The 21,711-nt window shown below is 51.3% G+C and carries 20 protein-coding genes; 18 read left to right on the top strand and 2 right to left on the bottom strand.

All coding sequences use genetic code 11. From position 1 onward, the window contains the following. Positions 1–3 precede the first annotated feature (3 nt). The 7 genes from DWZ60_RS17435 to DWZ60_RS03980 all read left to right on the top strand — a co-directional run bounded on the left by DWZ60_RS17435 (position 4) and on the right by DWZ60_RS03980 (position 6,530). Entirely contained in the window at positions 4–945 is a 942-nt protein-coding gene (locus tag DWZ60_RS17435; RefSeq protein ID WP_117761942.1) for an ABC transporter permease, read from the top strand. Positions 946–999: 54 nt separating this feature from the next. Continuing rightward, positions 1,000–1,746 carry a nickel transporter permease gene (nikC, locus tag DWZ60_RS17430; protein ID WP_243038199.1) on the top strand — a complete coding sequence of 249 codons (747 nt, stop codon included), beginning with the start codon at positions 1,000–1,002 and terminating at the stop codon, positions 1,744–1,746. Between the two features lie 36 nt (positions 1,747–1,782). Next, complete coding sequence (locus DWZ60_RS03995; protein WP_117804874.1) at positions 1,783–2,619, top strand: ABC transporter ATP-binding protein; 837 nt, start codon at positions 1,783–1,785, stop codon at positions 2,617–2,619. Next, on the top strand, positions 2,612–3,379 hold the full coding sequence (locus DWZ60_RS03990) for an ABC transporter ATP-binding protein (RefSeq protein WP_243002065.1): 768 nt from the start codon (positions 2,612–2,614) through the stop codon (positions 3,377–3,379). The genes DWZ60_RS03995 and DWZ60_RS03990 overlap by 8 nt, the downstream gene beginning before the upstream one ends. Before the next feature lie 71 nt (positions 3,380–3,450). Continuing rightward, positions 3,451–3,900 carry an ABC transporter substrate-binding protein gene (locus tag DWZ60_RS18595; protein WP_279220308.1) on the top strand — a complete coding sequence of 150 codons (450 nt, stop codon included), beginning with the start codon at positions 3,451–3,453 and terminating at the stop codon, positions 3,898–3,900. Then, positions 3,897–5,012, top strand: a complete 1,116-nt coding sequence (locus tag DWZ60_RS03985) for an ABC transporter substrate-binding protein (RefSeq protein WP_330422099.1) — start codon at positions 3,897–3,899, stop codon at positions 5,010–5,012. Before DWZ60_RS18595 ends, DWZ60_RS03985 begins: the two co-directional genes overlap by 4 nt. A gap of 108 nt (positions 5,013–5,120) precedes the next feature. Continuing rightward, complete coding sequence (locus DWZ60_RS03980) at positions 5,121–6,530, top strand: Sapep family Mn(2+)-dependent dipeptidase (protein ID WP_119221278.1); 1,410 nt, start codon at positions 5,121–5,123, stop codon at positions 6,528–6,530. Between the two features lie 109 nt (positions 6,531–6,639). Here the strand turns inward: DWZ60_RS03980 and DWZ60_RS03975 are convergent, their stop codons facing one another. Both DWZ60_RS03975 and DWZ60_RS03970 read right to left on the bottom strand, forming a co-directional pair. Next, positions 6,640–8,340: an ABC-ATPase domain-containing protein gene (locus DWZ60_RS03975; protein WP_118659366.1), complete on the bottom strand. Its 1,701-nt coding sequence runs from the start codon at positions 8,338–8,340 to the stop codon at positions 6,640–6,642. A 140-nt stretch (positions 8,341–8,480) separates the two neighbouring features. After that, on the bottom strand, positions 8,481–9,239 hold the full coding sequence (locus DWZ60_RS03970; protein WP_243038204.1) for a substrate-binding domain-containing protein: 759 nt from the start codon (positions 9,237–9,239) through the stop codon (positions 8,481–8,483). 604 nt (positions 9,240–9,843) lie between these two features. On the opposite strand from DWZ60_RS03970, the gene DWZ60_RS03965 reads away from it, so the two are divergent. The 11 genes from DWZ60_RS03965 to DWZ60_RS03915 all read left to right on the top strand — a co-directional run bounded on the left by DWZ60_RS03965 (position 9,844) and on the right by DWZ60_RS03915 (position 21,698). Continuing rightward, positions 9,844–11,244: an L-fucose/L-arabinose isomerase family protein gene (locus tag DWZ60_RS03965; RefSeq protein WP_119221277.1), complete on the top strand. Its 1,401-nt coding sequence runs from the start codon at positions 9,844–9,846 to the stop codon at positions 11,242–11,244. Between the two features lie 5 nt (positions 11,245–11,249). Next, entirely contained in the window at positions 11,250–12,083 is an 834-nt protein-coding gene (locus DWZ60_RS03960; RefSeq protein WP_119221290.1) for a transketolase, read from the top strand. Continuing rightward, the gene (locus tag DWZ60_RS03955) at positions 12,080–13,012 is read left to right on the top strand and encodes a transketolase family protein (RefSeq protein WP_119221276.1); all 933 of its coding nucleotides are present in this window, start codon (positions 12,080–12,082) and stop codon (positions 13,010–13,012) included. The genes DWZ60_RS03960 and DWZ60_RS03955 overlap by 4 nt, the downstream gene beginning before the upstream one ends. A 319-nt stretch (positions 13,013–13,331) precedes the next feature. Then, positions 13,332–14,819: an FGGY-family carbohydrate kinase gene (locus DWZ60_RS03950; RefSeq protein WP_119221275.1), complete on the top strand. Its 1,488-nt coding sequence runs from the start codon at positions 13,332–13,334 to the stop codon at positions 14,817–14,819. Positions 14,820–15,288: 469 nt separating this feature from the next. Further along, a complete protein-coding gene (locus tag DWZ60_RS21075) occupies positions 15,289–15,393 on the top strand; it encodes a DUF6783 domain-containing protein (protein ID WP_373141734.1) in 105 nt (34 codons plus the stop codon). Positions 15,394–15,474: 81 nt separating this feature from the next. Next, on the top strand, positions 15,475–16,194 hold the full coding sequence (locus DWZ60_RS03945) for a metallophosphoesterase (RefSeq protein ID WP_055220179.1): 720 nt from the start codon (positions 15,475–15,477) through the stop codon (positions 16,192–16,194). Between the two features lie 195 nt (positions 16,195–16,389). Continuing rightward, positions 16,390–17,046 carry a metallophosphoesterase gene (locus DWZ60_RS03935; RefSeq protein WP_119221274.1) on the top strand — a complete coding sequence of 219 codons (657 nt, stop codon included), beginning with the start codon at positions 16,390–16,392 and terminating at the stop codon, positions 17,044–17,046. A gap of 18 nt (positions 17,047–17,064) precedes the next feature. After that, positions 17,065–17,844, top strand: a complete 780-nt coding sequence (locus tag DWZ60_RS03930) for a metallophosphoesterase (RefSeq protein ID WP_119221273.1) — start codon at positions 17,065–17,067, stop codon at positions 17,842–17,844. Positions 17,845–17,897: 53 nt separating this feature from the next. Beyond that, complete coding sequence (locus tag DWZ60_RS03925; RefSeq protein WP_243038198.1) at positions 17,898–19,040, top strand: AAA family ATPase; 1,143 nt, start codon at positions 17,898–17,900, stop codon at positions 19,038–19,040. Between the two features lie 19 nt (positions 19,041–19,059). Then, positions 19,060–20,889, top strand: coding sequence for a vWA domain-containing protein (locus DWZ60_RS03920; RefSeq protein WP_118594831.1), 1,830 nt, complete (start codon positions 19,060–19,062; stop codon positions 20,887–20,889). A gap of 125 nt (positions 20,890–21,014) precedes the next feature. After that, the gene (locus tag DWZ60_RS03915; RefSeq protein WP_119221272.1) at positions 21,015–21,698 is read left to right on the top strand and encodes a metallophosphoesterase family protein; all 684 of its coding nucleotides are present in this window, start codon (positions 21,015–21,017) and stop codon (positions 21,696–21,698) included. Positions 21,699–21,711 lie beyond the last annotated feature (13 nt).

Raw genomic sequence — 21,711 nt, 5'->3', positions numbered from 1 at the left:
TTTGTGAAAAAATATCTGTTAAAACGACTGCTTCGCCTGATTCCGGTATTCCTCGGCGTGACGATTCTCGCTTTTCTACTGACGGGACTTTCCTCGGTCGATGCGGTGGATTTAAAAGAGAGCAGCAGCGGCGGCGTGATGTCGGAGGCGGAAAAAGAAGCGATGCGGGAGGAGCTGGGACTGAATGAGCCGAAAGCTGTCCAGTACCTGCAATGGCTGAAAAACGCCCTGCGCGGTGACTTCGGGGAGTCGTACGTTTCCGGCAAACCGGTGCTTGTAAGCTTCTGTGAAAAACTGCCCGCAACGATTGCACTTGCGGCGCTGGCGCTTGCCATGACGGTCTGTCTTTCGTTTCCGCTCGGTATCTTAAGTGCAAAATATCAGAATACATGGGCGGACCGCAGTATCAGCCTGTTCTGCTTTGCAGGTAATTCGTTTCCGGGGTTTTTCACTGCACTTCTTCTCTTGTATTTCTTTTCGCTGAAATGGAATCTTTTTCCGGTTCTCAGTATGGGAAAGGGATGGAAAAGCTGTGTGCTTCCGGCGGCGACGCTTGCGGTTTCGATGACGGCAAAATACACCCGTCAGGTGCGTTCTGCCGTGCTTGCAGAGCTGGAGCAGGAGTACGTGGCGGGTGCACGGGCACGTGGGTTAAGTGAAAACCGGATTCTGTTTGGAAATGTATTAAAATCCGTGCTGCTTCGGATGGTCACGCTGCTATTCTTATCCGCCGGTTCGCTGCTTGGAGGAACCGCCATCGTTGAGACGATTTTCATGTGGAATGGTGTCGGAAAAATGGCCGTGGATGCCGTTTCCATGCACGATATTCCCGTGATTCAGGCATATCTGGTGTGGATGGCGGCGATCTATCTGCTGCTGCATCTCATTGCTGATCTGCTGATGGGTGCACTGGACCCGCGGGCGAAGCTGGAGGGAATGCGATGAAAAAAGAACAGAAAAGAAAGATCCTTTTATGGCATCCTCGCCGGTGCGCTGCTGTTGTTTGCCGCATGTGCGGCCCATCTGGCACCGTACGATCCGTATGAGCAGAATCTGGAACTGTCCCTTCTTCCGCCGTCCGCGGCGCACTGGATGGGGACGGACCGCTATGGAAGAGATCTGTTTTCAAGGATTCTCTCCGGCGCGCGGGTCAGCATTTTTTCAGCACTTCTTGTCGTTGCGGCAAGCGCTCTGATCGGAACACTCGCCGGAATTTTCAGCGGCTGGCTGGAAGGTAAAACGGATACGGTTCTGATGCAGATCTCCGATATTTTTCTGGCCTTTCCGGGTATGGTATTTGCAATCGCATTTTCCGGCGTTCTGCAGAGCGGCATGACGGGAGCCGTTGTGTCGCTGATCCTTGTTTCCTGGCCGAAATATGCACGGCTTGCACGGAACCGTGTGCTGGCATTGAAACACATGCCGTTCATCGCGGCGGCGCGCCTTACAGGAAACGGAACATGGAAGATGATCAGACGCCATATTCTGCCGAATCTTGCGGGGCAGACGATTGTCACAGCGGTGCTTGATATCGGAACGATGATGCTGGAAATCGCGGGTCTGTCCTTCCTCGGCCTTGGTGCGGAAGCGCCGTCGGCGGAGTGGGGAGCGATGATGAGCAACGGAAGAAGTATGCTGCAGACCGCGCCCTGGGTCATTCTGGCGCCGGGACTGGCGATTTTTCTGACCGTTCTTGTCTGCAATCTGCTTGGTGAGGCGGTACGGAAAACGGTGGATCAGGGATAAGGGGCAAACGAAAATGGAAACAAAGGGAGCAAAAACATGAGCGAAAAACTGCTGGAAATCAGCGGCCTTTCTGTCTGTTATGAGGGGGAGCAAATTTTAAATAACATCTGTTTTTCCGTCGAAAAAGGAGAAACCGTCGGCATCGCCGGGGAGTCGGGCAGTGGAAAAAGTACCTTGCTGCGAGCGATCCTGCGGCTGATGGGAAAGAATGGTTCCATCACCGGCGGGCAGATCACATTTCGCGGAGAGGAGCTGACGGGCATGTCCGAAAAGAAGCTGCGGAGTCTGTGCGGTTCAGAAATTGGTATGATTTTCCAGAATACAGGGGCATCATTCTGTCCGACCCGGAAAATCGGAACACAGATCTGTGAAAGCGTGCGCGCCCATGAGAAACGCTGCGGATTCATCACCCCGATTTCTGGGGGAATGTCTGGCAGAAAAAGCCGCAGAGAAATCAAAGATATGACGCTCCAGCGATTTGCGGATATGGGGCTTTCGGATGGCGAGACGATCTGGAACAGCTATCCATCGTCGCTCTCCGGCGGCATGAACCAGCGCGTCGGGATTGCGCTCGCAATGCTGCTGCATCCGTCGCTTCTTCTGGCGGACGAGCCGACGAGTGCACTCGATGTGGTTTCGCAGGCGCAGGTGCTGCGGGAGCTTCAGGCGTTGCAGCAGAAAGAGCAGACGGGGATGGTGCTGGTGACGCACAATCTTGCGGTTCTCGAGCAGATGGCAGACAGGGTTGCTGTTTTGAAGGATGGAAACATCGTGGAGCAGGGGGAGACAAGGACGGTTTTCGATCACCCAAAGGACGAATATACAAAAAATCTCCTTGCGGCTGTGCCGGGAAGAGGGAAGAACGATGCATAATCATAACATGCTGGAAGTAAACAACTTAAGCAAAAACTTTGCTGGAACCGGCCGGGAAACGGAATTTGCCGCCGTGGACGGCATCAGCTTCACACTGGATGCGGGTGAATGTCTTGGCCTGATCGGGGAGAGCGGATGCGGAAAAAGCACGACGGCCCGTCTGATCACCGGATTGGTCCAGGCGGATGCAGGCAGCGTTCTGTTGGAAGGCGAGGAAATCCTCGGAAGAAAAGGCAGGCGGCAGCGCGAAGTTTACCGGAAAATACAGATGGTCTTCCAGACCCCGCAGGATTCCTTCGATCCAATGCAGACGCTCGAAACCGGGATTCTGGAAGCTTTTCGGAATCAGGGAATGAGCCGGAAAGAAGCCTGTCTTCGTCTGCCGGAACTGCTGGAAAAAGTGGAGCTTGCCCCGGAAACGGCGAAACGCTATCCCCGCGAGACGAGCGGCGGAGAGTGCCAGAGAGCCGCAATTGCGCGGGCTCTTGCTGTGCAGCCGTCTCTTCTGATCTGCGACGAGGCAACGAGTGCGCTCGATGCGGCGGTACAGGCGCAGATCGTTCAACTGCTGAAAAAACTGCAGCGGGAAGAAGAACTTGCGATGCTGTGGATCGGCCACGACCTTGCGCTGGTGCGGGAACTCTGCAGCCGTGTGATTGTCATGCGGCAGGGAAAAATCGTGGAGCAGGGGGAGACGCGGGAGGTATTGGAGTACCCGAAAGAGGAATATACGAAACTGTTGATGGAGTATAGTCTGTGAGAAAACTGTTGAAACAGAAAATCAGACAGCGGAAATGGTGGTGCCATTTGCGAAAACAGGAGAAGTACAGAATGCAGAGAAAGAACGGCAGAAGGAAAAAAATTGCATATGTTTTGTGCGGCATTCTGGCGGTGGTACTGTTTTCCGGTTGTCAGAGCACAGCGGCAGATGGTACAGATGAAAAAGTTTTCGTATACGGCGACACGACATTCAACGCCGAAAACGACGAGTCCGATGTCAACCCGCACAACGGCTATTCCGGCTGGGCGTGTATCCGCTATGGGATCGGTGAGACGCTGTTTCATTATTCCGATTCTATGGAGATCGAGCCATGGCTGGCAGAAAGCTATGAGATTGTGGACGATACAACATGGCGGATTACACTGCATGAAGGCATCTCCTTTACAAGTGGGCGCACTCTCGACGCGGAGGCGGTCAAAGAATGTCTCGAGGATCTGATCGCAGTACATGACCGTGCACGCGGGGATCTGAAAATTGAGAGCATCGAGCAGACGGCCTGATCGTAACGATTCACACCGAACAGCCTGTCCCGGCGCTTCTGAATTATCTGTCTGACCCATATGGATGCATCATTGATATGCAGGCAGGTGTGACGGATGACGGCAATGTCGCCGGAACCGGTCCGTACCGCGCAGTACAGGTGGAGACGGATCAGGGACTGACGCTCGTGAAAAATGACAATTACTGGAACGGAACGCCAAAGCTCGACCGGATCGAAGTAAAAACGATCCGCGACGGCGATACGATGACGATGGCGTTACAGTCAGGCGAGCTCGACGCGGCGTACGGCCTGCCGTATTCCAATCTGATCCTGTTCCGCGATGAACCATACACGATTTCTTCGGCGGATACGTCGCGTACCTTCTTCGGACAGTTCAACGGATCATCCGAGGTGCTGCAGGACGACCGCGTGCGCGAGGCAGTCATCGGAGCGATCGACCGGCAGGGCTTTGTGAATACGCTGATGGAAGGAAACGGAAGCGTGGCGGAAGGCCCGTTCCCCTCTTACTTTGCATTCGGCGACAGCAAAGTGCAGGAGGAGTCCTATGATCTTGAGTATTCCAGAGAACTGCTGGCGGAAGCAGGCTGGACCGATGAGGACGGCGACGGCTACGTGGAAAAAGACGGAAAACGCCTGACCATCTGCTGGCTCACGTATCCGAGCCGCCAGGAACTGCCGCTTCTCGCGGAGAGTGCACAGGCATCGCTGAAGAAAATCGGAATCGAAGTACAGATCCAGTGCACGGCAAATCATCTGGAACTGCTGAAAAAAGGAAACTGGGATGTTTATGTAAGCGCATTTGTCAGCGCACCGACGGGCGATCCCGAGTATTTCTTTACAACGCACTGCCTGCAGGATTCCTCCAAGAACCGCGGCGGTTATTACAGTGAGACACTCGAGATGCTGGAGCAGCAGTTAAGCGGCGAGTTTGATACCGAAAAACGAACCGAACTGGCCATCGAGATGACGCAGACGCTGCTGGATGACCACATGTTTTTCTTCGCATCACACCTCAAAATGTCGATGGTATCCGGCGAGGGCGTGACGGGGCTTACGGCGCATCCGTGTGATTATTATGAAATTACAGTCAATTTGGACAAAAACAAATGATTATTTGGCAGAAAGAGCAGAAAATGTGGATTTTCTGCTCTTTTTGCGCTATGATAGGAAAAGAACGGCACTGCGACGGTGCCAGAGAAGAGAAAAGGAGAAGTTACGATGCGGAAAGAAGAATTAAGAACATATATTGAAAACCACGAATCCGAAATGATCGAGGATCTGAAAAGCCTGATCCGGATTCCAAGCGAAAAACAGGCGGCAGAGCCAGGCAAACCATTCGGCGCACCGGCGGCAGAAGCACTGGCGCAGGGAATCGAAATTCTGGAAAAATACGGCTTTGCCGTAACCAACTACGACAACTACGCGATTGCAGCTGACTTTAATCAGGAAGAAAAGGGCCTTGATATTCTCGCCCATCTCGATGTCGTACCGGCAGGCGAAGGCTGGCAGGAGACCGATCCATTCACCCCGCTCATCAAAGAAGGAAAAATGTTCGGCCGCGGAACCGCAGACGACAAAGGACCGGCGATCGCAGCTATCTACGCAATGCGCGCTGTCAAAGAACTCGGTTACCCATTAAAGAAAAACGTCCGTCTTGTCCTCGGTTCCGACGAGGAGTGCGGAAGCTCTGACCTCGAATATTATTATAAGAAAGAAGTGGAAGCACCATGCACCTTCTCACCGGATGCCGAATTCCCGGTCATCAACATTGAAAAAGGCGGCATGCGCGGCCACTTCGAAAAAACATCCGATGCCGGAACGACAGGCGTGCGCCTCGTATCCTTACAGGCCGGCACCAAACTGAACGTTGTACCAGGCAAAGCATATGCAGAGCTTGCCGGCATGGCAAAAGAAGACCTGAAAGCCTGCGCTGATGAAACAGAGCAGAAGACCGGTGTTTCCTTCGTTTTGGAAGACACCGAAAACGGCAATGTAAAAATCACCGCCTGCGGTGCCTTTGCCCACGCATCCACCCCGGAAATGGGTAACAACGCACTGACCGCACTGCTGCAGCTTCTCGCATCCGTTGGAATGGAAGAGAGTGAACTGAAAAACGACATCAGTTTCCTTGCAAAAGTTTATCCGCACGGCGACGGCAAAGGCGCAGGCCTCGGTGTCGCCATGTCAGATGAAGAGTCCGGCGAGCTCACCTTAAGCCTCGACCTTATGAACTACGACGGTAAAACCTTGACCGGTTCCTACGACTGCCGCGCCCCGATCTGCGCGACAAAAGAAAACCTGTACGATACCGCCGGGCAGAACATGAAAAAAGGCGGCTTCTCCATGGAAGGCAGCGGAATGTTCCCACCACACCACGTCCCGGCCGACAGCCCGTTTGTCCAGACCCTGCTGCAGTGCTACACGGATGTCACTGGAAAACCAGGCAAACCATTTGCGATCGGCGGCGGAACGTATGTGCATCATCTGAAAAACGGCGTTGCGTTTGGATGCGCAGACCTTGAAGTCGACAACCGTATGCACGGAGCAGACGAGTTCGTGGAAATCGAATGCCTGAAAGAATGCGTTGTGATCTTCGCGGAGGCGATTCTGCGGATCTGCGGGGAATAAATAATTGAAAAATAAAAGATAAAAAAGATCTTCAGCCAAACCGATAGATTCTGAAAAGAACAAGGTTTGCCTGAAGATTTTTTATGGCTCTGAATTGTTACAAATTTTCTCAGAACCGCAGTTCCCTGCACCGGTTCAGGCATGCAAAGATTTCCTGCCGTCTCGGCCGTGCCAGATCGCCTGGCCTTCCCGGAGCGAGAAGAGAAGCAAGGCCTTTTTCATCCATCTGTTTTTCCAGCAGATCCACCACCTGCACCAGTGTTTTCTTACCGTCCATCTTGTGCTCCGCTGCTTCTAAAAGAAGCGCAGCCAGCCCGTTCAGCTGTTCACTGTCCGTGAGCTGTTCCACGGCGCGCAGATCCGTCAGAGATTTGTTGATGAGGATGGATTCCCGTCCCATCACTTTGACTTTCGTGCGGTCACTTCCCGTCAGGCCTTTACCCGGCTGCGGGCAGCGGTGAAAGGCTGGAACGGAAAAAGGGCGTATGGAGGCAGTAAACGGCGGAAATTCCGCGGCTGTGGTTTTTGCGCGATCCGTAATGTCATAAGGAACGTATTCTTTCATCTGAATGACAGTGTCTGCCACATGGAAGTAAGAACCGGAGCTTCCGGCAACGAGAACCGACGAGATGCCGAGCTTCTCATACAGATCCCGCACGCGGCTGATAAACGGTGTGATCGGTTCTTCGCTGTCGGCAACGACGCGCTGCATCAGCTCATCGCGCACCATAAAGTTGGTGGCGGATGTGTCCTCATCAATCAGAAAGAGGCTCGTGCCGGATTCGATGCCCTCGATCACGTTGGCGGCCTGCGAGGTGCTTCCGCTGGCATCTGGAGTCGAAAATGAGGTGGTGTCGCTCTTTCCGGGAAGATCGTGGATGAAGAGGGAGATATCGACATTGCTGATGCTTCTGGAGTCCTCGGAGCGGAGCTTTCCGGCGCTTGCATCGGTGATGACATATTCACGGCCGTCCCCGGCGATGTGGTTGTATACGCCGCGCTCAAGAGCCTGCAGAAGGGTAGATTTTCCGTGGAAGCCTCCGCCTACGATCAGTGTGACACCGAGTGGAATTCCCATGCCGGAAACAGGTCCGCGGTTTGGAAGATCGAGGGTAACGCGCAGGGATTCCGGTGAGGTAAACGGAACGGCGTGCTTCATCGGCAGATCGGAAACACCGGTCTCGCGCGGGAGAATGGAGCCGTCGGCGATGAAGGCAGTAAGCCCTTTTTCTTTTAATGCGGAACGGATCGCCTGCTGATCCTCACAGAGATAGGCGACATTGGCACATGCTTTTGGATCCAGAGCACGGTAGAACAGTGATTTTTCTACGCAGCCGGGAAGAAAGTCGAAAAGAATGCGGATCAGCTCCTGCGAGGCGATGGTGCGGCCGTTAGCCGGAAAGCCGATTTCCATGTTGACGATAAGACTGCCGTCGGAAGGATTCAGAACACAGGCAGTACGCTCAAGAATTTCCTGCCCGCAGCGGCTTATCCCAAGCAGACCACTTTTGCCGGAGCCCTTTGCGCGGAACGAATACGGTGCGATAGCGCGCGCAAACTGGCGCAGCAGGTAATCCTGGAGGGCGGCGCGCTTTTCATACGTATCATAGAGTGATGCCGGGAAAGCGGCAGTTCTTCCATTCACATGAACGCTGACGCGCGATGGAGCGGCGAACGGATCGCCCTGCACGTGGTCGATGGAGAGTGTGTAGCGCGGAAACTGATAGGCACCGCGGGTAGATTTATAGGCGGGATAGCTTTTGTGATTGATACTGAATAAAAGCTGTTTCAGGTCATTTGCAGATTGCATGAAAAAAACTCCTTTCAAAATAAAAAGGTGAGGCTGCCGTACAGAGCGTGTCTGAGAAAGGCTTTTCGCAAGCTGCGAGTTCCGGTTTGCGGAAATGATTTTTCAGACACGCGCTGGACGACAGCCTCATCCAAAAAGCTTTAACGTCTGGAAACACTCTGGCGCTTCACCAGCTTGGTTGCCATGCACATTTTCAGACATTCGCGTTTCGGATCAGCCACGCGGTCAAGCAGACGCTGGACGGCAGTGGCGCCAAGCTCCCGTTTTCTGACCTTCATGGTGGAAAGCGGCGGAACCATCATATCGCACATCGGAACGTCATCAAAGCCGATGATAGAGACATCCTCCGGGATGCGGTAGCCGTTTTCACGCAGCGCACGCATAGCGGCCGCAGCGATGATGTCATTATCGGCAAAGTAGGCATCCGCGATCGGTGCTTTCGACTCGAGAAGGCGCAGCATGTCGCGGTAGCCCTCGTCCGAGGTAGGGGAAACCGGGTGGACATATGGATGCGAGGTGCTGATACCGTTTGCACGGAGCGCTTTGTAGTAGCCGTCGGCGCGTTCGGAGAAGTTGCTGATGTCGAGGCTCGAGTGAAAGTAGCCCACGTTTTTGTGTCCGCACTGAATCAGATAATTCGTGGCGTTGAACGCCCCCTGGATGTTGTTGATCAGAACGCAGTCGTAATCGAGCTCATCGTAATAGCAGTCCACGACAACGATCGGAACAGAAAAATCGCGGAACTTGCGGAAATCGGACGGAGCCATTTCGGTTGCAAGAAGAAGAATGCCCTCACAGTCCACAGCGCGGAGTGCATCGAGCTGGCTGTCAATATCCATGGTCTCATAAAAATAGGAGATATGAAGCGCACAGCCCTGGCGGGTGCATTCGGTGGAGATTCCTTCGGTAAGCTGGGAGAAAAACGGCGTGTCGGCAGCGACCTTTCCGTGCTTTTTATAATTGACCAGCTGAATAATGCGGGAGGAAGCGCCGGAGGATTCATTTTTTTTCGGCGCATAGCCATACTCGGCTGCGGTTTTAAAACCAGCTCTCTTGTGGCATCGCTGATGCCGGGTTTGTTATTGAAAACCATAGAAACCGTGGCAGGCGATACGTTGATCAGCTTTGCCAGTTCTTTCGCAGAAATATTCATAAGAGTTCAGCTCCTGTTCGATAAAATCAGCCCGCACGGTGCTTTCAGGCGTTTTGCGCATGCGGGGTGTTGAAATTTATTTCAGTATTTATTTGAAAAATATTAAACTTATGCATTGATTTTAATATGAATTAAAAAAGAAGTCAACTTCTGAACTGTAAAAAAATGAAATATGAAGAAATGCATAAAACATCCATTCTTTTTTGTATAAATTACTAAAAAAGATTTAATAAAGCTGAATAGATGTTGACAAATTCAAAAGAATTTAGTAATATAAGAGCCATAAAGAGCAGGGAAATTCAAGACATAATTTAGCGGAATTTAAAGAAAATTAAGTGGAGGAAATGAATATGAAATCAATTAAGATCGGATTTGCACCTACGAGAAGAAGCATTTTCAGTGCCCCGGATGCCGTAAAATACGCCAACCTGACGAGAGAGCATTTAAAAGAGCTCGGTGTTGAATTTGTCGACATCATAGATATCAACGAGGAGGGTCTGTTTTACGATGAGGCGGACCGTGAGAAAATCCAGGAGAAATTCCGCCGTGAAAACGTAAAGGGAATTTTCTTCCCGCACGGAAACTTCGGAACGGAATATGTCTGTGCAAGACTGGCAAAGGAAATGGGGCTTCCGGTACTCCTCTGGGGACCGCGCGATGAGAGACCGGATGAGAACGGTGTGCGTCTCCGTGACAGCCAGTGCGGTTTGTTCGCAACCGGAAAAGTGCTGCGCCGTTTTGGCGTTCCGTTCACCTACATGACGAACTGCCGCCTGACCGATCCGGAATTTGAGCGCGGCATCAAGGATTTCCTCGCCGTATGTAATGTGGTAGATACCTTCCGTCACACCAGAATCCTTCAGATCGGACCGCGTCCGTTCGACTTCTGGTCCACCATGTGCAATGAGGGCGAGCTGCTGGAAAAATTCAACATTCAGCTTTCCCCGATTCCGCTTCCGGAACTGACTGCGGAGATGAAAAAAGTAAAAGCAGAGGGCAGCGAGGTGGAAAAAGTCGTTGCTTACTGCGACACCAATATGTGTGTAAAGATCAAACCGGAAGAGCTGGAAAATGTAGCAGCTCTGAAGGTTGCGATGAAGAATCTGGCTGCAAAATATTCCTGCAATGCTATCGCGATCCAGTGCTGGAACGCACTGCAGGGTGAGATTGGCATCATGCCGTGTGCGGCAAACTCTCTGCTGAACGAAGAGGGAATTCCGGTTGTCTGTGAGACCGATATCCATGGCGCCATCACCGCTCTGTTGGTAGAGGCTGCCGGCAGAAACGATAAGAGAAGCTTCTTTGCCGACTGGACGGTGCGCCACCCGGACAACGAGAACGGCGAGCTGCTGCAGCACTGCGGACCGTGGCCGATTTCTGTTGCACAGGAAAAACCGACGATCGGTTATCCTCTGGCATTCAGTCATCCGGGAGCTGTAGAGGCACAGGCAAAATTAGGCGAAATGACACTGGCGCGTTTCGACGGAGACAACGGAGAGTACTCCCTGCTGCTTGGAAATGCAAAAGGTGTCGAGGGACCTTACACGAAGGGAACCTACGTATGGGTTGAGGTACAGAACCTGAAACGCCTGGAGGCAAAAATCGTGGAAGGACCGTACATCCACCACTGTGTCGGTATCCACGAGAACGTTGTGCCGGTTCTGTATGAAGCATGCAAATACATCGGCATTGCCCCGGATTTATATGATCCGATCGAGGAAGATGTCAAAGCATATTTAAGAGGAGAATGAAAATCATGAGTGAATACAAGGAATTGAGTTGTCTGGCGTATGATCTGCGGAAGAAAGTAGTGGAAATGGTAGTTTCCGGCAAGGGCGGCCACATCGGCGGTGACATGAGTGTCATTGATGTGCTTGTAGCGCTGTATTTTAAAGAGATGAACATCAGCCCTAAGAACATGGACGACCCGGACCGCGACCGTTTTGTGATGAGTAAAGGTCATTCCGTTGAGGCATATTATGCAGTACTTGCGGCAAAGGGGTTCTTCCCGATGGAAGAGGTCATTGAAAAATTCTTCAAATTCGGCAGCCCGTACATCGGCCATCCGAATAATAAACTGCCGGGCATCGAGATGAATTCCGGTTCTCTCGGCCACGGACTTCCGGTCTGCGTGGGAATGGCGCTGGCAGGAAAAATGGATAAAAAAGATTACCGTGTCTACACCGTTATGGGTGACGGCGAGCTGGCAGAAGGCTCTGTCTGGGAGGGCGCAATGTCCGCAGGAAACTACAAGCTGGACAACCTCTGTGCGATCGTAGACCGCAACCGTCTGCAGATCTCCGGAAATACCGAGGATGTCATGAAACAGGAAAGCCAGGAGGAGAGATGGGCAGCGTTCGGATGGAATGTTCTTTCCGTACCGGGCAACGATATGGACGCGCTCGTTCATGCGTTTGAGCTGGCGAAACACTGCAAGGGAAAACCGACGGTTATTATTGCAAACACAACGAAGGGCTGTGGTTCTTCCGTGATGGAAAATAAGGCGGAGTGGCATCATAAAGTGCCGACACCGGAGGAAGTAGAACAGATTATGAAGGATCTGGATGAGAGAAAGGAGGCACTGTCATGAATAAGATTCCAAACAGACAGGCCATTTGCGAGGTTTTAATGAAACATGCCGAAACGGATAAAGATATCGTAGTGCTCTGCAGCGATTCCAGGGGAAGTGCTTCCCTGACAGCGTTTGCAAATGCGTATCCGGAGCAGTTTGTGGAGATGGGTATCGCGGAGCAGGATCTGGTCAGCGTTTCTGCCGGTCTTGCAAAATGCGGCAAGAAAGCATTTGCGGCATCTCCGGCGTGCTTCCTTTCTACAAGAAGCTATGAGCAGGCAAAGATTGACTGTGCATACTCCAACACCAATGTAAAACTGATCGGCATCAGCGGCGGTGTCAGCTATGGCGCACTCGGCATGAGCCATCATTCTGCACAGGATATCGCAGCAATGGCAGCGATTCCGAACATGCGCGTTTATCTGCCGAGCGACCGCTTCCAGACAGCAAAACTGGTTGAGGCGCTTCTTACCGATGAAAAACCGGCTTATATCCGGGTGGGAAGAAATGCCGTTGCGGATATTTACAGCGAAGAAAATACCCCGTTTGAGATGGATAAGGCAACGGTTCTCTCGGAAGGCACCGATGTTTTACTGGTAGCCTGCGGTGAGATGGTGCGCCCGGCGTTTGATGCGGCTGCTATGCTGAAAGAAGAGGGAATCAGCGCAGGACTGCTCGATATGTACTGTGTGAAACCGCTGGACAAAGAGGGCCTGGTAGAGGCTGCGAAGAAGGTAAAAGTTGTCATTTCGATCGAAGAGCACGCTCCATTTGGCGGTCTTGGATCGATGGTGAGCCAGGTGGTCGGTGCGGAATGCCCGCGCAAAGTCGTTCATATGTCTCTGCCGGATGCGCCGGTGATCACGGGAACTTCCCAAGAAGTCTTTGACTATTATGGATTGAATGCCGAGGGCATTGCAAAAAAAGCGAAAGAATTACTGGCTTAACCAGAAATGGAATCAGCGGTGAATGTGATAGCCCGCAGGGAACTGTAAACTGCCGCAGGTCTGCGTATGCCATGTTCCTGCGTGCCCGGGCGGAAGAAAATCCGGGAACGCAGGAACTTTTTCTATATAATCAGGAATAAATCGTTCTGCGGAAGATGTTGGAATGTGTGGTAATCGCCAAAGATCTTGCCTATAGGGGCAGGGTGAATGCCGCGACAATAGAAAATGACGCATGGTGTGTTGAAAAACAGGGTGTATTCAGCGTTATTCGAGATGGGGATCTGGATATTTATAAAATTTTAGGAATGGAGCTGGAAAAATGGAGAAAAGGTATATCATCGGAATTGACCAGAGCACGCAGGGAACGAAAGCGCTGCTCTTTGACAGGGAGGGACATTTACTCCGCCGTACCGACCTGCCGCACCGGCAGATCGTCAATGAAAAGGGATGGGTGTCCCATGATCTGAATGAGATTTACCGAAATACAGTACAGACGGTAAAAACGCTGGTGGCAGAGTCCGGTGTTGCACCGGAAGAAATCGCCGGAATCGGCATCAGCAATCAGCGTGAGACGACGGCGATCTGGGACAAGGTGACCGGGGAACCGCTGGAAGAGGCAATTGTATGGCAGTGCGGCCGCGCAAGCGGCATTGCGCAGGAGATTGCGGAGCAGGGGCACGCAGAGGAGATCCGCGAGGCGACGGGTCTGCAGCTTTCGGCTTATTTTCCTGCTGCAAAGATGGCGTGGCTGCTTCGAAACGGCGGAGAAGAAAGACAGAAACGTGCTGCAGACGGGGAGCTTTGCCTTGGCACCATCGACAGCTGGCTGGTTTACAAGCTGACGGGAGATCATGCATTTAAGACGGATTTTTCAAATGCGTCGAGAACGCAGTTGTTTAATCTGAAAACACTGGCGTGGGATGAGAAGATCTGCGAGATGTTCGGGATTCCGGCTTGTGCGCTGGCCAGGGTGTGCGATTCCGATGCGGTGTATGGAACCACGACGATGGAAGGATTGTTTTCCGAGCCGGTTCCGATCTGTGGTGTATTAGGCGACTCTCATGCGGCTCTGTTCGGACAGGGCTGTTTAAAACCGAGCATGATCAAGGCGACGTACGGAACGGGTTCTTCGCTGATGATGAACATTGGAGACAAGCCGATTCAGAGCAGCCACGGCGTTGTGACTTCGCTTGCGTGGGGAAGAGGCGGCAAGGTGGACTATGTGCTGGAAGGCAACCTGAACTACACCGGAGCTGTGATTACCTGGCTGAAGGATGACCTGAAGCTGATTTCTTCGGCAAAAGAGACGGAAGGACTGGCAAGGGAGGCAAATTCGGCAGACCGCACGTATATGGTTCCGGCATTTACCGGGCTTGGTGCGCCGTACTGGGATGAGAAAGCAACGGCATCGATCAGCGGAATTACCCGCACCACAGGAAAAGCCGAGGTGGTAAAAGCGGCTCTCGACTGCATTGCCTACCAGATCACCGACCTTGTCCGTGCGATGGAGCAGGATACCGGCATGCGGATCGAGGAACTCCGTGTAGACGGCGGCCCGACACGAAACGGATATCTGATGCAGTTCCAGAGTGATATTACGAATAAACGCGTAAATATTCCGGACGCGGAGGAGCTTTCCGGGATTGGAGCGGCTTATATGGCGGGTATTTCGGCAGGTGTGTATGATCTGGAGAAGCTCGCGGGAAATATGAAACGAAGTGTGTATGAACCGAAGATGGACGATGAAATCCGGGAGAAAAAATATGCCGGATGGAAAGCGGCGGTCGACGGGGTATTAAGTAAATAGGGGACGGACGGTGTAAAAGGCCTCCCGCCACAGAGCACAAGTCCCCGGACAGGCACTGTTTCGGAGGGCAAGAGGCTCTGTGCGGCGGGAGATTTTTTGCGCCTGACGGTGGGATGACGAAGGGGGGACGCGGGCATTACTGTGCACTCGGCAAATACGCGTTTGTGATAAGAAAACGAAGACGCATACGTGCGTGATTGAGAAATTTGAAAAATAAAATAATCTACAAACAAAAAGGAACGATTTGGATAGAACGTTCCTTTTTTGCATATAGAGAATAAATTGTACAGAAATAAAAGGCGCTGTATAAACAGCGCGTAATGCTGATAGAATGCGAGAAAACAGCAAGAAAAAGAGGATTAAACTTGTAGTTCAATGAAGAAAAAAATAGATGTGGTATAGTATCAAGAAAAAGGGATTTCGCATGAAGGAAAGTTCAATAGAAGATGTATTAGAGCGTGTCTGAAAAATCATTTCCACAAACTGGGACTCGCAGCTTACGAAAAGCCTTTTTCAGACACGCTCTAGAGTGTACATTATGAAAAAAGAGGAGGGACAAGAGTTTGTCCGGTAAAAAACAGGAAGTATGGTAAGATAAGCTGGTAATGGAGAACGTATGCAGATTCGTATGGATGAAAAAGGGAGGATTCTGTTTATGGCTACTTACGTTATTTCGGATATTCATGGTGAGTATGAGAGATTTATGGAGCTGCTGGAAGAAATCGAGTTGAAAGATACAGATACGCTCTATGTTCTGGGTGATGTTTTAGACCGGGGTGAGCATCCGATTAAGGTAATATTGAAGCTGATGGAAATGCCGAATGCGTTCTGTATCGTGGGGAACCATGAGGTGATGGCGCTGGAATGTCTGCGGTTTCTCTGTCAGGAAATCACAGATCTTGCCATCGAGGAAGTGGATGCTGAACTGCTGGACAATCTTGTTCTCTGGAAGTATAACGGCGGTGATGCTACGATCCGGGAATTTCGGGCGCTGGATCCCGAGATGCGGGAGGAAGTACTGAATTTTCTGGAGGATTTCAGTCTGTATGAGGAGCTTACAGTGGGAGAAAAACAGTATCTGCTGGTGCATGGAGGGCTGGGGGGATTCACACCGGAAAAGAGGATCGAGGAATATTCCCTGCACGATCTTGTATGGGCCAGACCAGATTATCAGAAGGAATACTTTGCGGATACAAATCTGGTAACAGGACATACACCGACGCAGACGATTCCGGAAAATGATAATCCCGGGTATATTTATAAAAAATATCACCACATCGCCATCGACTGCGGCGCATGCTTCCCGGGAGGGAGGCTGGCGGCAATCTGTCTGGAAACGGGGGAAGAGTTTTACAGTTCGGACAACAATGGGTGAAAGATTTTAGACGTTCCATGATGCCAGTATCAGAAGACCGAAATCCGGAACCAGCAGAACAAGCGGGAAGCTTTTTGAAACAGGACATGCCAAAACACAAGCAGGAAAGCCGTTTTGGAAAAAATGAGCGGATTACGGAAGCTTTGATGATTACAGGAACAGACACGAAAGCTGCGAAAGAAAAGGAGATTTTGGATGCACTATATTATTACTGATATACATAACGACAGCTGGCGGTTCATGAAATTGCTGGAAAAAATGGATCTCAAAGAGGACGATCACCTGTATCTGCTTGGTGATTTGTTTGACCGCTGCATGGATCATCCAGACCCGGCGGGCGTGTATTTTCAGGTATTGAAGCTGGGGGAAAAATGTACTGTGATCCGCGGCAACCACGATCATTGGCTTGCAAATTACATTTTCCGCTATTACGGGATGGATGAGAGAGACCGCGCCCTCCTGCAGCCGTATCCGTACAATTCCTTCCATCTTTTACAGGAACGCCTGACGGAAGTTGATTTAAAGCAGCTCGCAGAGCGCATCCTTTCCTGGCCGGTACAGGTGGAAATCGAGGTAGACAGTCAGCCGTATCTGATTGCCCATGCCTGTACGGCAGAACCGGGAAAATGGAAACTGGACAACTATTATCTGATGGGGGATTTGTGGTACAAGGTTTTTCTTCATGAGGGAGTGCATGGATATATTTCCGTTTGCGGCCATCAGAACATGGGAAATGGATCCATCTGGAAAAATAAAAAAGGAAACGTCTATCTGTGTGATTGTGGCTGCGGCTTTGAGAATGGAAGACTGGGATGCCTTTGCCTGGAAACGAAAGAAACTTTCTATGTATAAACAAACAGAGGAAAAGCAATGAAGCGATATATGATGTCAGATATTCACGGATTTCTGGAGGCGTTCGAGGCAGCTCTGAAAAAGACAGACCTTTCGGGGAAGAACCAGCTGATTCTGCTGGGCGATTACATAGATTATGGGCCAGATGGCCGGGCGGTGCTGGAAAAAGTCAGGGCATTGCAGGAAAAATATGGTTCGGAAAAAGTCATTGCCCTGATGGGAAACCATGAAAAAGCACTGCTGGACTGGCTGGAAGAATATGCGGATGTCAACCGGCATATCGGCAGTGTGGAGCAATATCGCAGCCGGGAATGGCTGGCATCGGATGCAGATGGAGACTATGAAACGCTGCACAGCTTTCTGAAAGAAGAACATTTTCAAGAGTTTCTGGAAAAAGAAGCACACCTCTCAGAGGATTCCAGAAATGCAGAAGCAGTACGGCTGATGCTCGAAGATGCGTGGGAACTGATTACCTGGATGTGCCATCTTCCTTATTTTTATGAAACAGAGCGCCAGATTCTGGTGCACGCCGGAATTGCCGAATGGGGCGAAAAAGACTGGCTGTGCGTGACCAGCAGGGAGCTGATGGTTGGAAAAAGAACAGTAAGTCGTGGAGCATTCCATAAGGATGTGATTGCGGGCCACATTTCCACGGCAAAAATCAGCGGAAACAGGACATATGACGGTATCTGGCACGACGGTCAGAGTCACTATTATCTCGATGGAACCACTTGGCGGAGCGGAAAAATTCCGGTGCTGGAATATGACAGTGAAACGGGAAAATACAGAGAAATATAGTGAGAAATATTGTAATGCAGCACAGCAAAATCACGGCAGGGCGGAAAAAGTGATTGAACCGAATCAAGCAAGGAGTGAAGCGGCTTGCGGATATCCGCTTTGACAAAGAAACAGGATCCGAACAGAAGGGAGTAGATCAGATGCATTTACCAGTTAGTGTAACACAGGATGAATTATTAGAAGTTTTGCTTCAGGTTGCGCCGGTACGGCCGGTCTTTATCTGGGGTGCACCCGGCATCGGAAAATCCGCGTTAGTGGAAAAATTCGCAGACGAAGTCGGCCTGCCGTGCGTGTCGCTCCTCGGAAGCCAGCTCGCGCCAGAGGATATCATTGGCATTCCGCAGATCCGGGGCGAGACATCGGAATTCCTTCCGCCGAAAATGATCGCCAGAAAAGAGCCATATGTCCTGTTCCTGGACGAACTCAACGCCTGTACGCAGGAAGTGCAGAAAGCCTTCTATTCTCTGATCCATGAGCGGCGGATCGGAGAATACCATCTTCCGGAGGGAAGCATTGTGATCGGAGCAGGAAACCGTGCCGAGGACAGCGCGATCGTAAAAACGATGTCGTCCGCCCTTTTAAACCGTATGTTCCATGTGCAGCTGAAAGCGGATGCAGGACAGTGGATCAAGTGGGCGCAGGCAGAAGGACTCCATCCGTGGGTCATTGACTATATCATCCAGCGGCCGGATCACCTCTTTTCCGAACCGCCGAAAACCGAAGAACCGTTTTCCACCCCGCGTTCCTGGCACATGCTGAGCGATGCGTTGAAGGAATACCGGGCCGGGGAGCAGGATATTTCGCAGGAAACATTAAAAATGATGGCGTACGCCTGCCTCTTGGAACAGCATGCGGGGATGTTTCTTGCTTACACAAAAACACTGCGCAACACACATCTCCTGGATGACATTATCGCGCAGAAAGCAAAATGGCCGGACAAGCCGGAAAACCGGGATGTGCTGTATTTTCTCGCACAGTCCTTCCGCGCCAGACTGCTTGCAGAACTGCCGAAAAGCAAACAGGGAATTTCCGGCGGCATGCTTTCCTTTGCGTACCGCGCCAAGGGCATGATCAAAGAACTCGCAGTCATCAATTTCGAAATCGCCCAGATGACCGTCGCAGCTGATGGAGCGGAGGCACTGCCGGACTGGTTTATGATGGAAATCATCCGTGATCTGCCGCGGCTCGTCGGATGAAAAAAGGAAGGAGAAAAGGATGCCATACGTTCGAAGCAGGTATTACCGCGAAGAAGAAAAGCCGGCCGGGTACCGCAGAGTGGAGGCCGGCTTTGGTTTGCTGGAAAAAAATACACTGTTCCATCAACTGGATGGGTACATCACTGCAAAGCCCTCCCATCTGAATGCAAAAGGAAGTCTGGCCTGTGTTACGAAAGATGGAAATATCTACGTCAACATGCGGGCGAACCTGTCGCCGGAACAATGGTGCTATGTGATGGCACACAACCTTCTGCACCTGGCGTTCGGCCACTTTGACAAAGCGAGCATCCCTTCCGACTGCGAATTTGTCCCGGCACTCTGGAACAAAGCCTGTGATATCTACATTACCAGATTCCTTTATGACATCCGCCTCGGCGAGCCGATCTGCGCAGATCCGGCGGAAGCATATCCGATCAAACTGAACAGCGAGCAGAAAATTTATGAATATCTGTTGAAGCACCAGGATAATGGTGCGCAGATCTGCGGGACAAACTCTGAAAAATTAAAGGATATGATCGGGGTAGAACGGCCGATCGTTTATAAAAAGGGAGAAAGAAATGCATATGCTGAAAAATTTTCCTATGCAGTCACTCATTCCATCAAATCTGCACTCTGCGATGCGGGAGGATACGATCTTAAAACGAAAAAGAATACCGTCATTTCCAGAGCAGCAGAATGGTTCCTGTCCCATTATCCGCTGCTCGGAGGTCTTGCAGCTACATTTAAAATTGTGGAGGACATTGAAATGTGCCATCGGTATGAAATCCATATTGCAGCGGTTGACGCAGAACAGGGAATCATTTATGCCAATCCGTCGTGCGGATTTTCGGAGGAAGAGTGGATTTTTGTTCTCGCGCATGAATATCTCCATGCCGGACTGCAGCACCAGAAACGGTGCAATGGGCGTGACTTCTTTCTGTGGAACATCGCCTGCGACTACGTCATCAACGACTGGCTGCACGAAATGGAGATCGGCAGAATGCCGCCGGATGGGCTGTTGTATGATGAAACACTTCACAACAAATCGGCAGAAAGTATCTATGATCTGATCGTGAAAGAGATCCGAAAGTACAAAAAACTAAACACCTTCCGGGGCTTTGGCAGAGGTGATATGTTTAACGGAAACAGACCGCATTTTACTGGAAGAGAAAACGGAGTCAGCCTGGATGAACTGCTGAAAAACGCACTGCGGGAGGGATTGGATTACCATCAGGAGCACAATCGTGGTTTCCTGCCGGCCGGGCTGGTGCAGGAAATCAGGGCGCTTGCAATGCCGGTCATTCCCTGGGATGCCGCGCTGGCGAAGTGGTTTGACGTACAGTTTCCACCGCTGGAAAAACACCGCACCTATGCGCGGCCGAGCAGACGGCAGGGTGCCACGCCGGATATTCCAAGGCCAGGATATGCGTATTACGAGCAGGATCTGGAGAGCCGGACCTTCGGTGTGGTCGTGGACACGTCCGGTTCCATGAGTGCAAAACAGATCGGTATGGCACTCGGCTCCATCGCCAGCTATGCCGCGGCGAAAGATGTTCCGTTTGTGAGAATCATTTTCTGCGATGCCAAAGCGACGGATGCGGGATATCTGGCACCGGAAGATATTGCCGGCCGGGTAAAAGTCACGGGACGAGGAGGAACCATACTGCAGCCGGGCGTGGATTGTCTGGAACAGGCGAACGATTTTCCAAAGGACGGGCCGATTCTGATTATTACGGACGGGGAGATTGAGAATGACCTGAAGGTAAGACGAGAGCATGCATTTCTGCTTCCGAGAGGAAACCGGCTGCCGTTCCGGGCACGGGGAGAAGTGTTTTATTTTCGGGAATAGTGCGGCGTAGTCTGTGTCTCTGCAAGAAGCGATAGCAGCGGCAGAGAAAGCGGACAGAATTTGCGGATGATGTTTTGCGATACTTTAGAGAACAGAAACAGAGAACACGAGAGGAGACGCTGAGAATGAGCATTGTCATTACAGGCGATACCCATGGCACCTTTGATATTGAAAAAGTTGTACGCTATTTTAACGAGCACGAAGACGAGTACACCCGGGATGACTATCTGATCATCTGCGGAGATGTCGGCATCTGTGGCTTTTCCGCAGCATACGAAGCGAATACGAGAGCCGTTTTCCGAAGTCTGCCGGTGACGACACTGTTTATCGACGGAAATCATGAGAACTTCGAACAGCTGAATTCCTACGCCGTGGAGCAGTGGAACGGCGGAAAGGTGCATATCATTGAGGACAATATGATCCATCTGATGCGCGGCCAGATCTTTACGATTGACGGGCTGAAATTCTTTACCTTCGGAGGTGCTTACAGCATCGACAAAATGTCCCGCGCGGAGGGAATTTCGTGGTTCCCGGAAGAAATTCCGTCACGGGAAGAGTACGAAGAAGGATGGAAAAATCTGGAAAAAGAAGATTTCCAGGTGGACTACATACTGACCCACACAGCCCCAAGAGATGTAGCGCGGCAATGGGGTATGGAGAGCTGTCTGACGATGAGGTGGAACTTCGCCAGTACCTGCAGCGCGTGGCGGATGAGACAGAATTTCAGAAATGGTATTTCGGACACTTTCATGAAGATGCGGAAGTGGAAGAGGTGTTTGTGTGTCTGTATGATGAGGTTGTGGAGTTGAGTTAGGACAGGAT

It is taken from the genome of Blautia sp. AF34-10 (genome assembly GCF_003477865.1).
GTDB lineage: Bacteria > Bacillota > Clostridia > Lachnospirales > Lachnospiraceae > Fusicatenibacter > Fusicatenibacter saccharivorans.
This window is presented reverse-complemented; position numbering and strand designations above follow the sequence as displayed.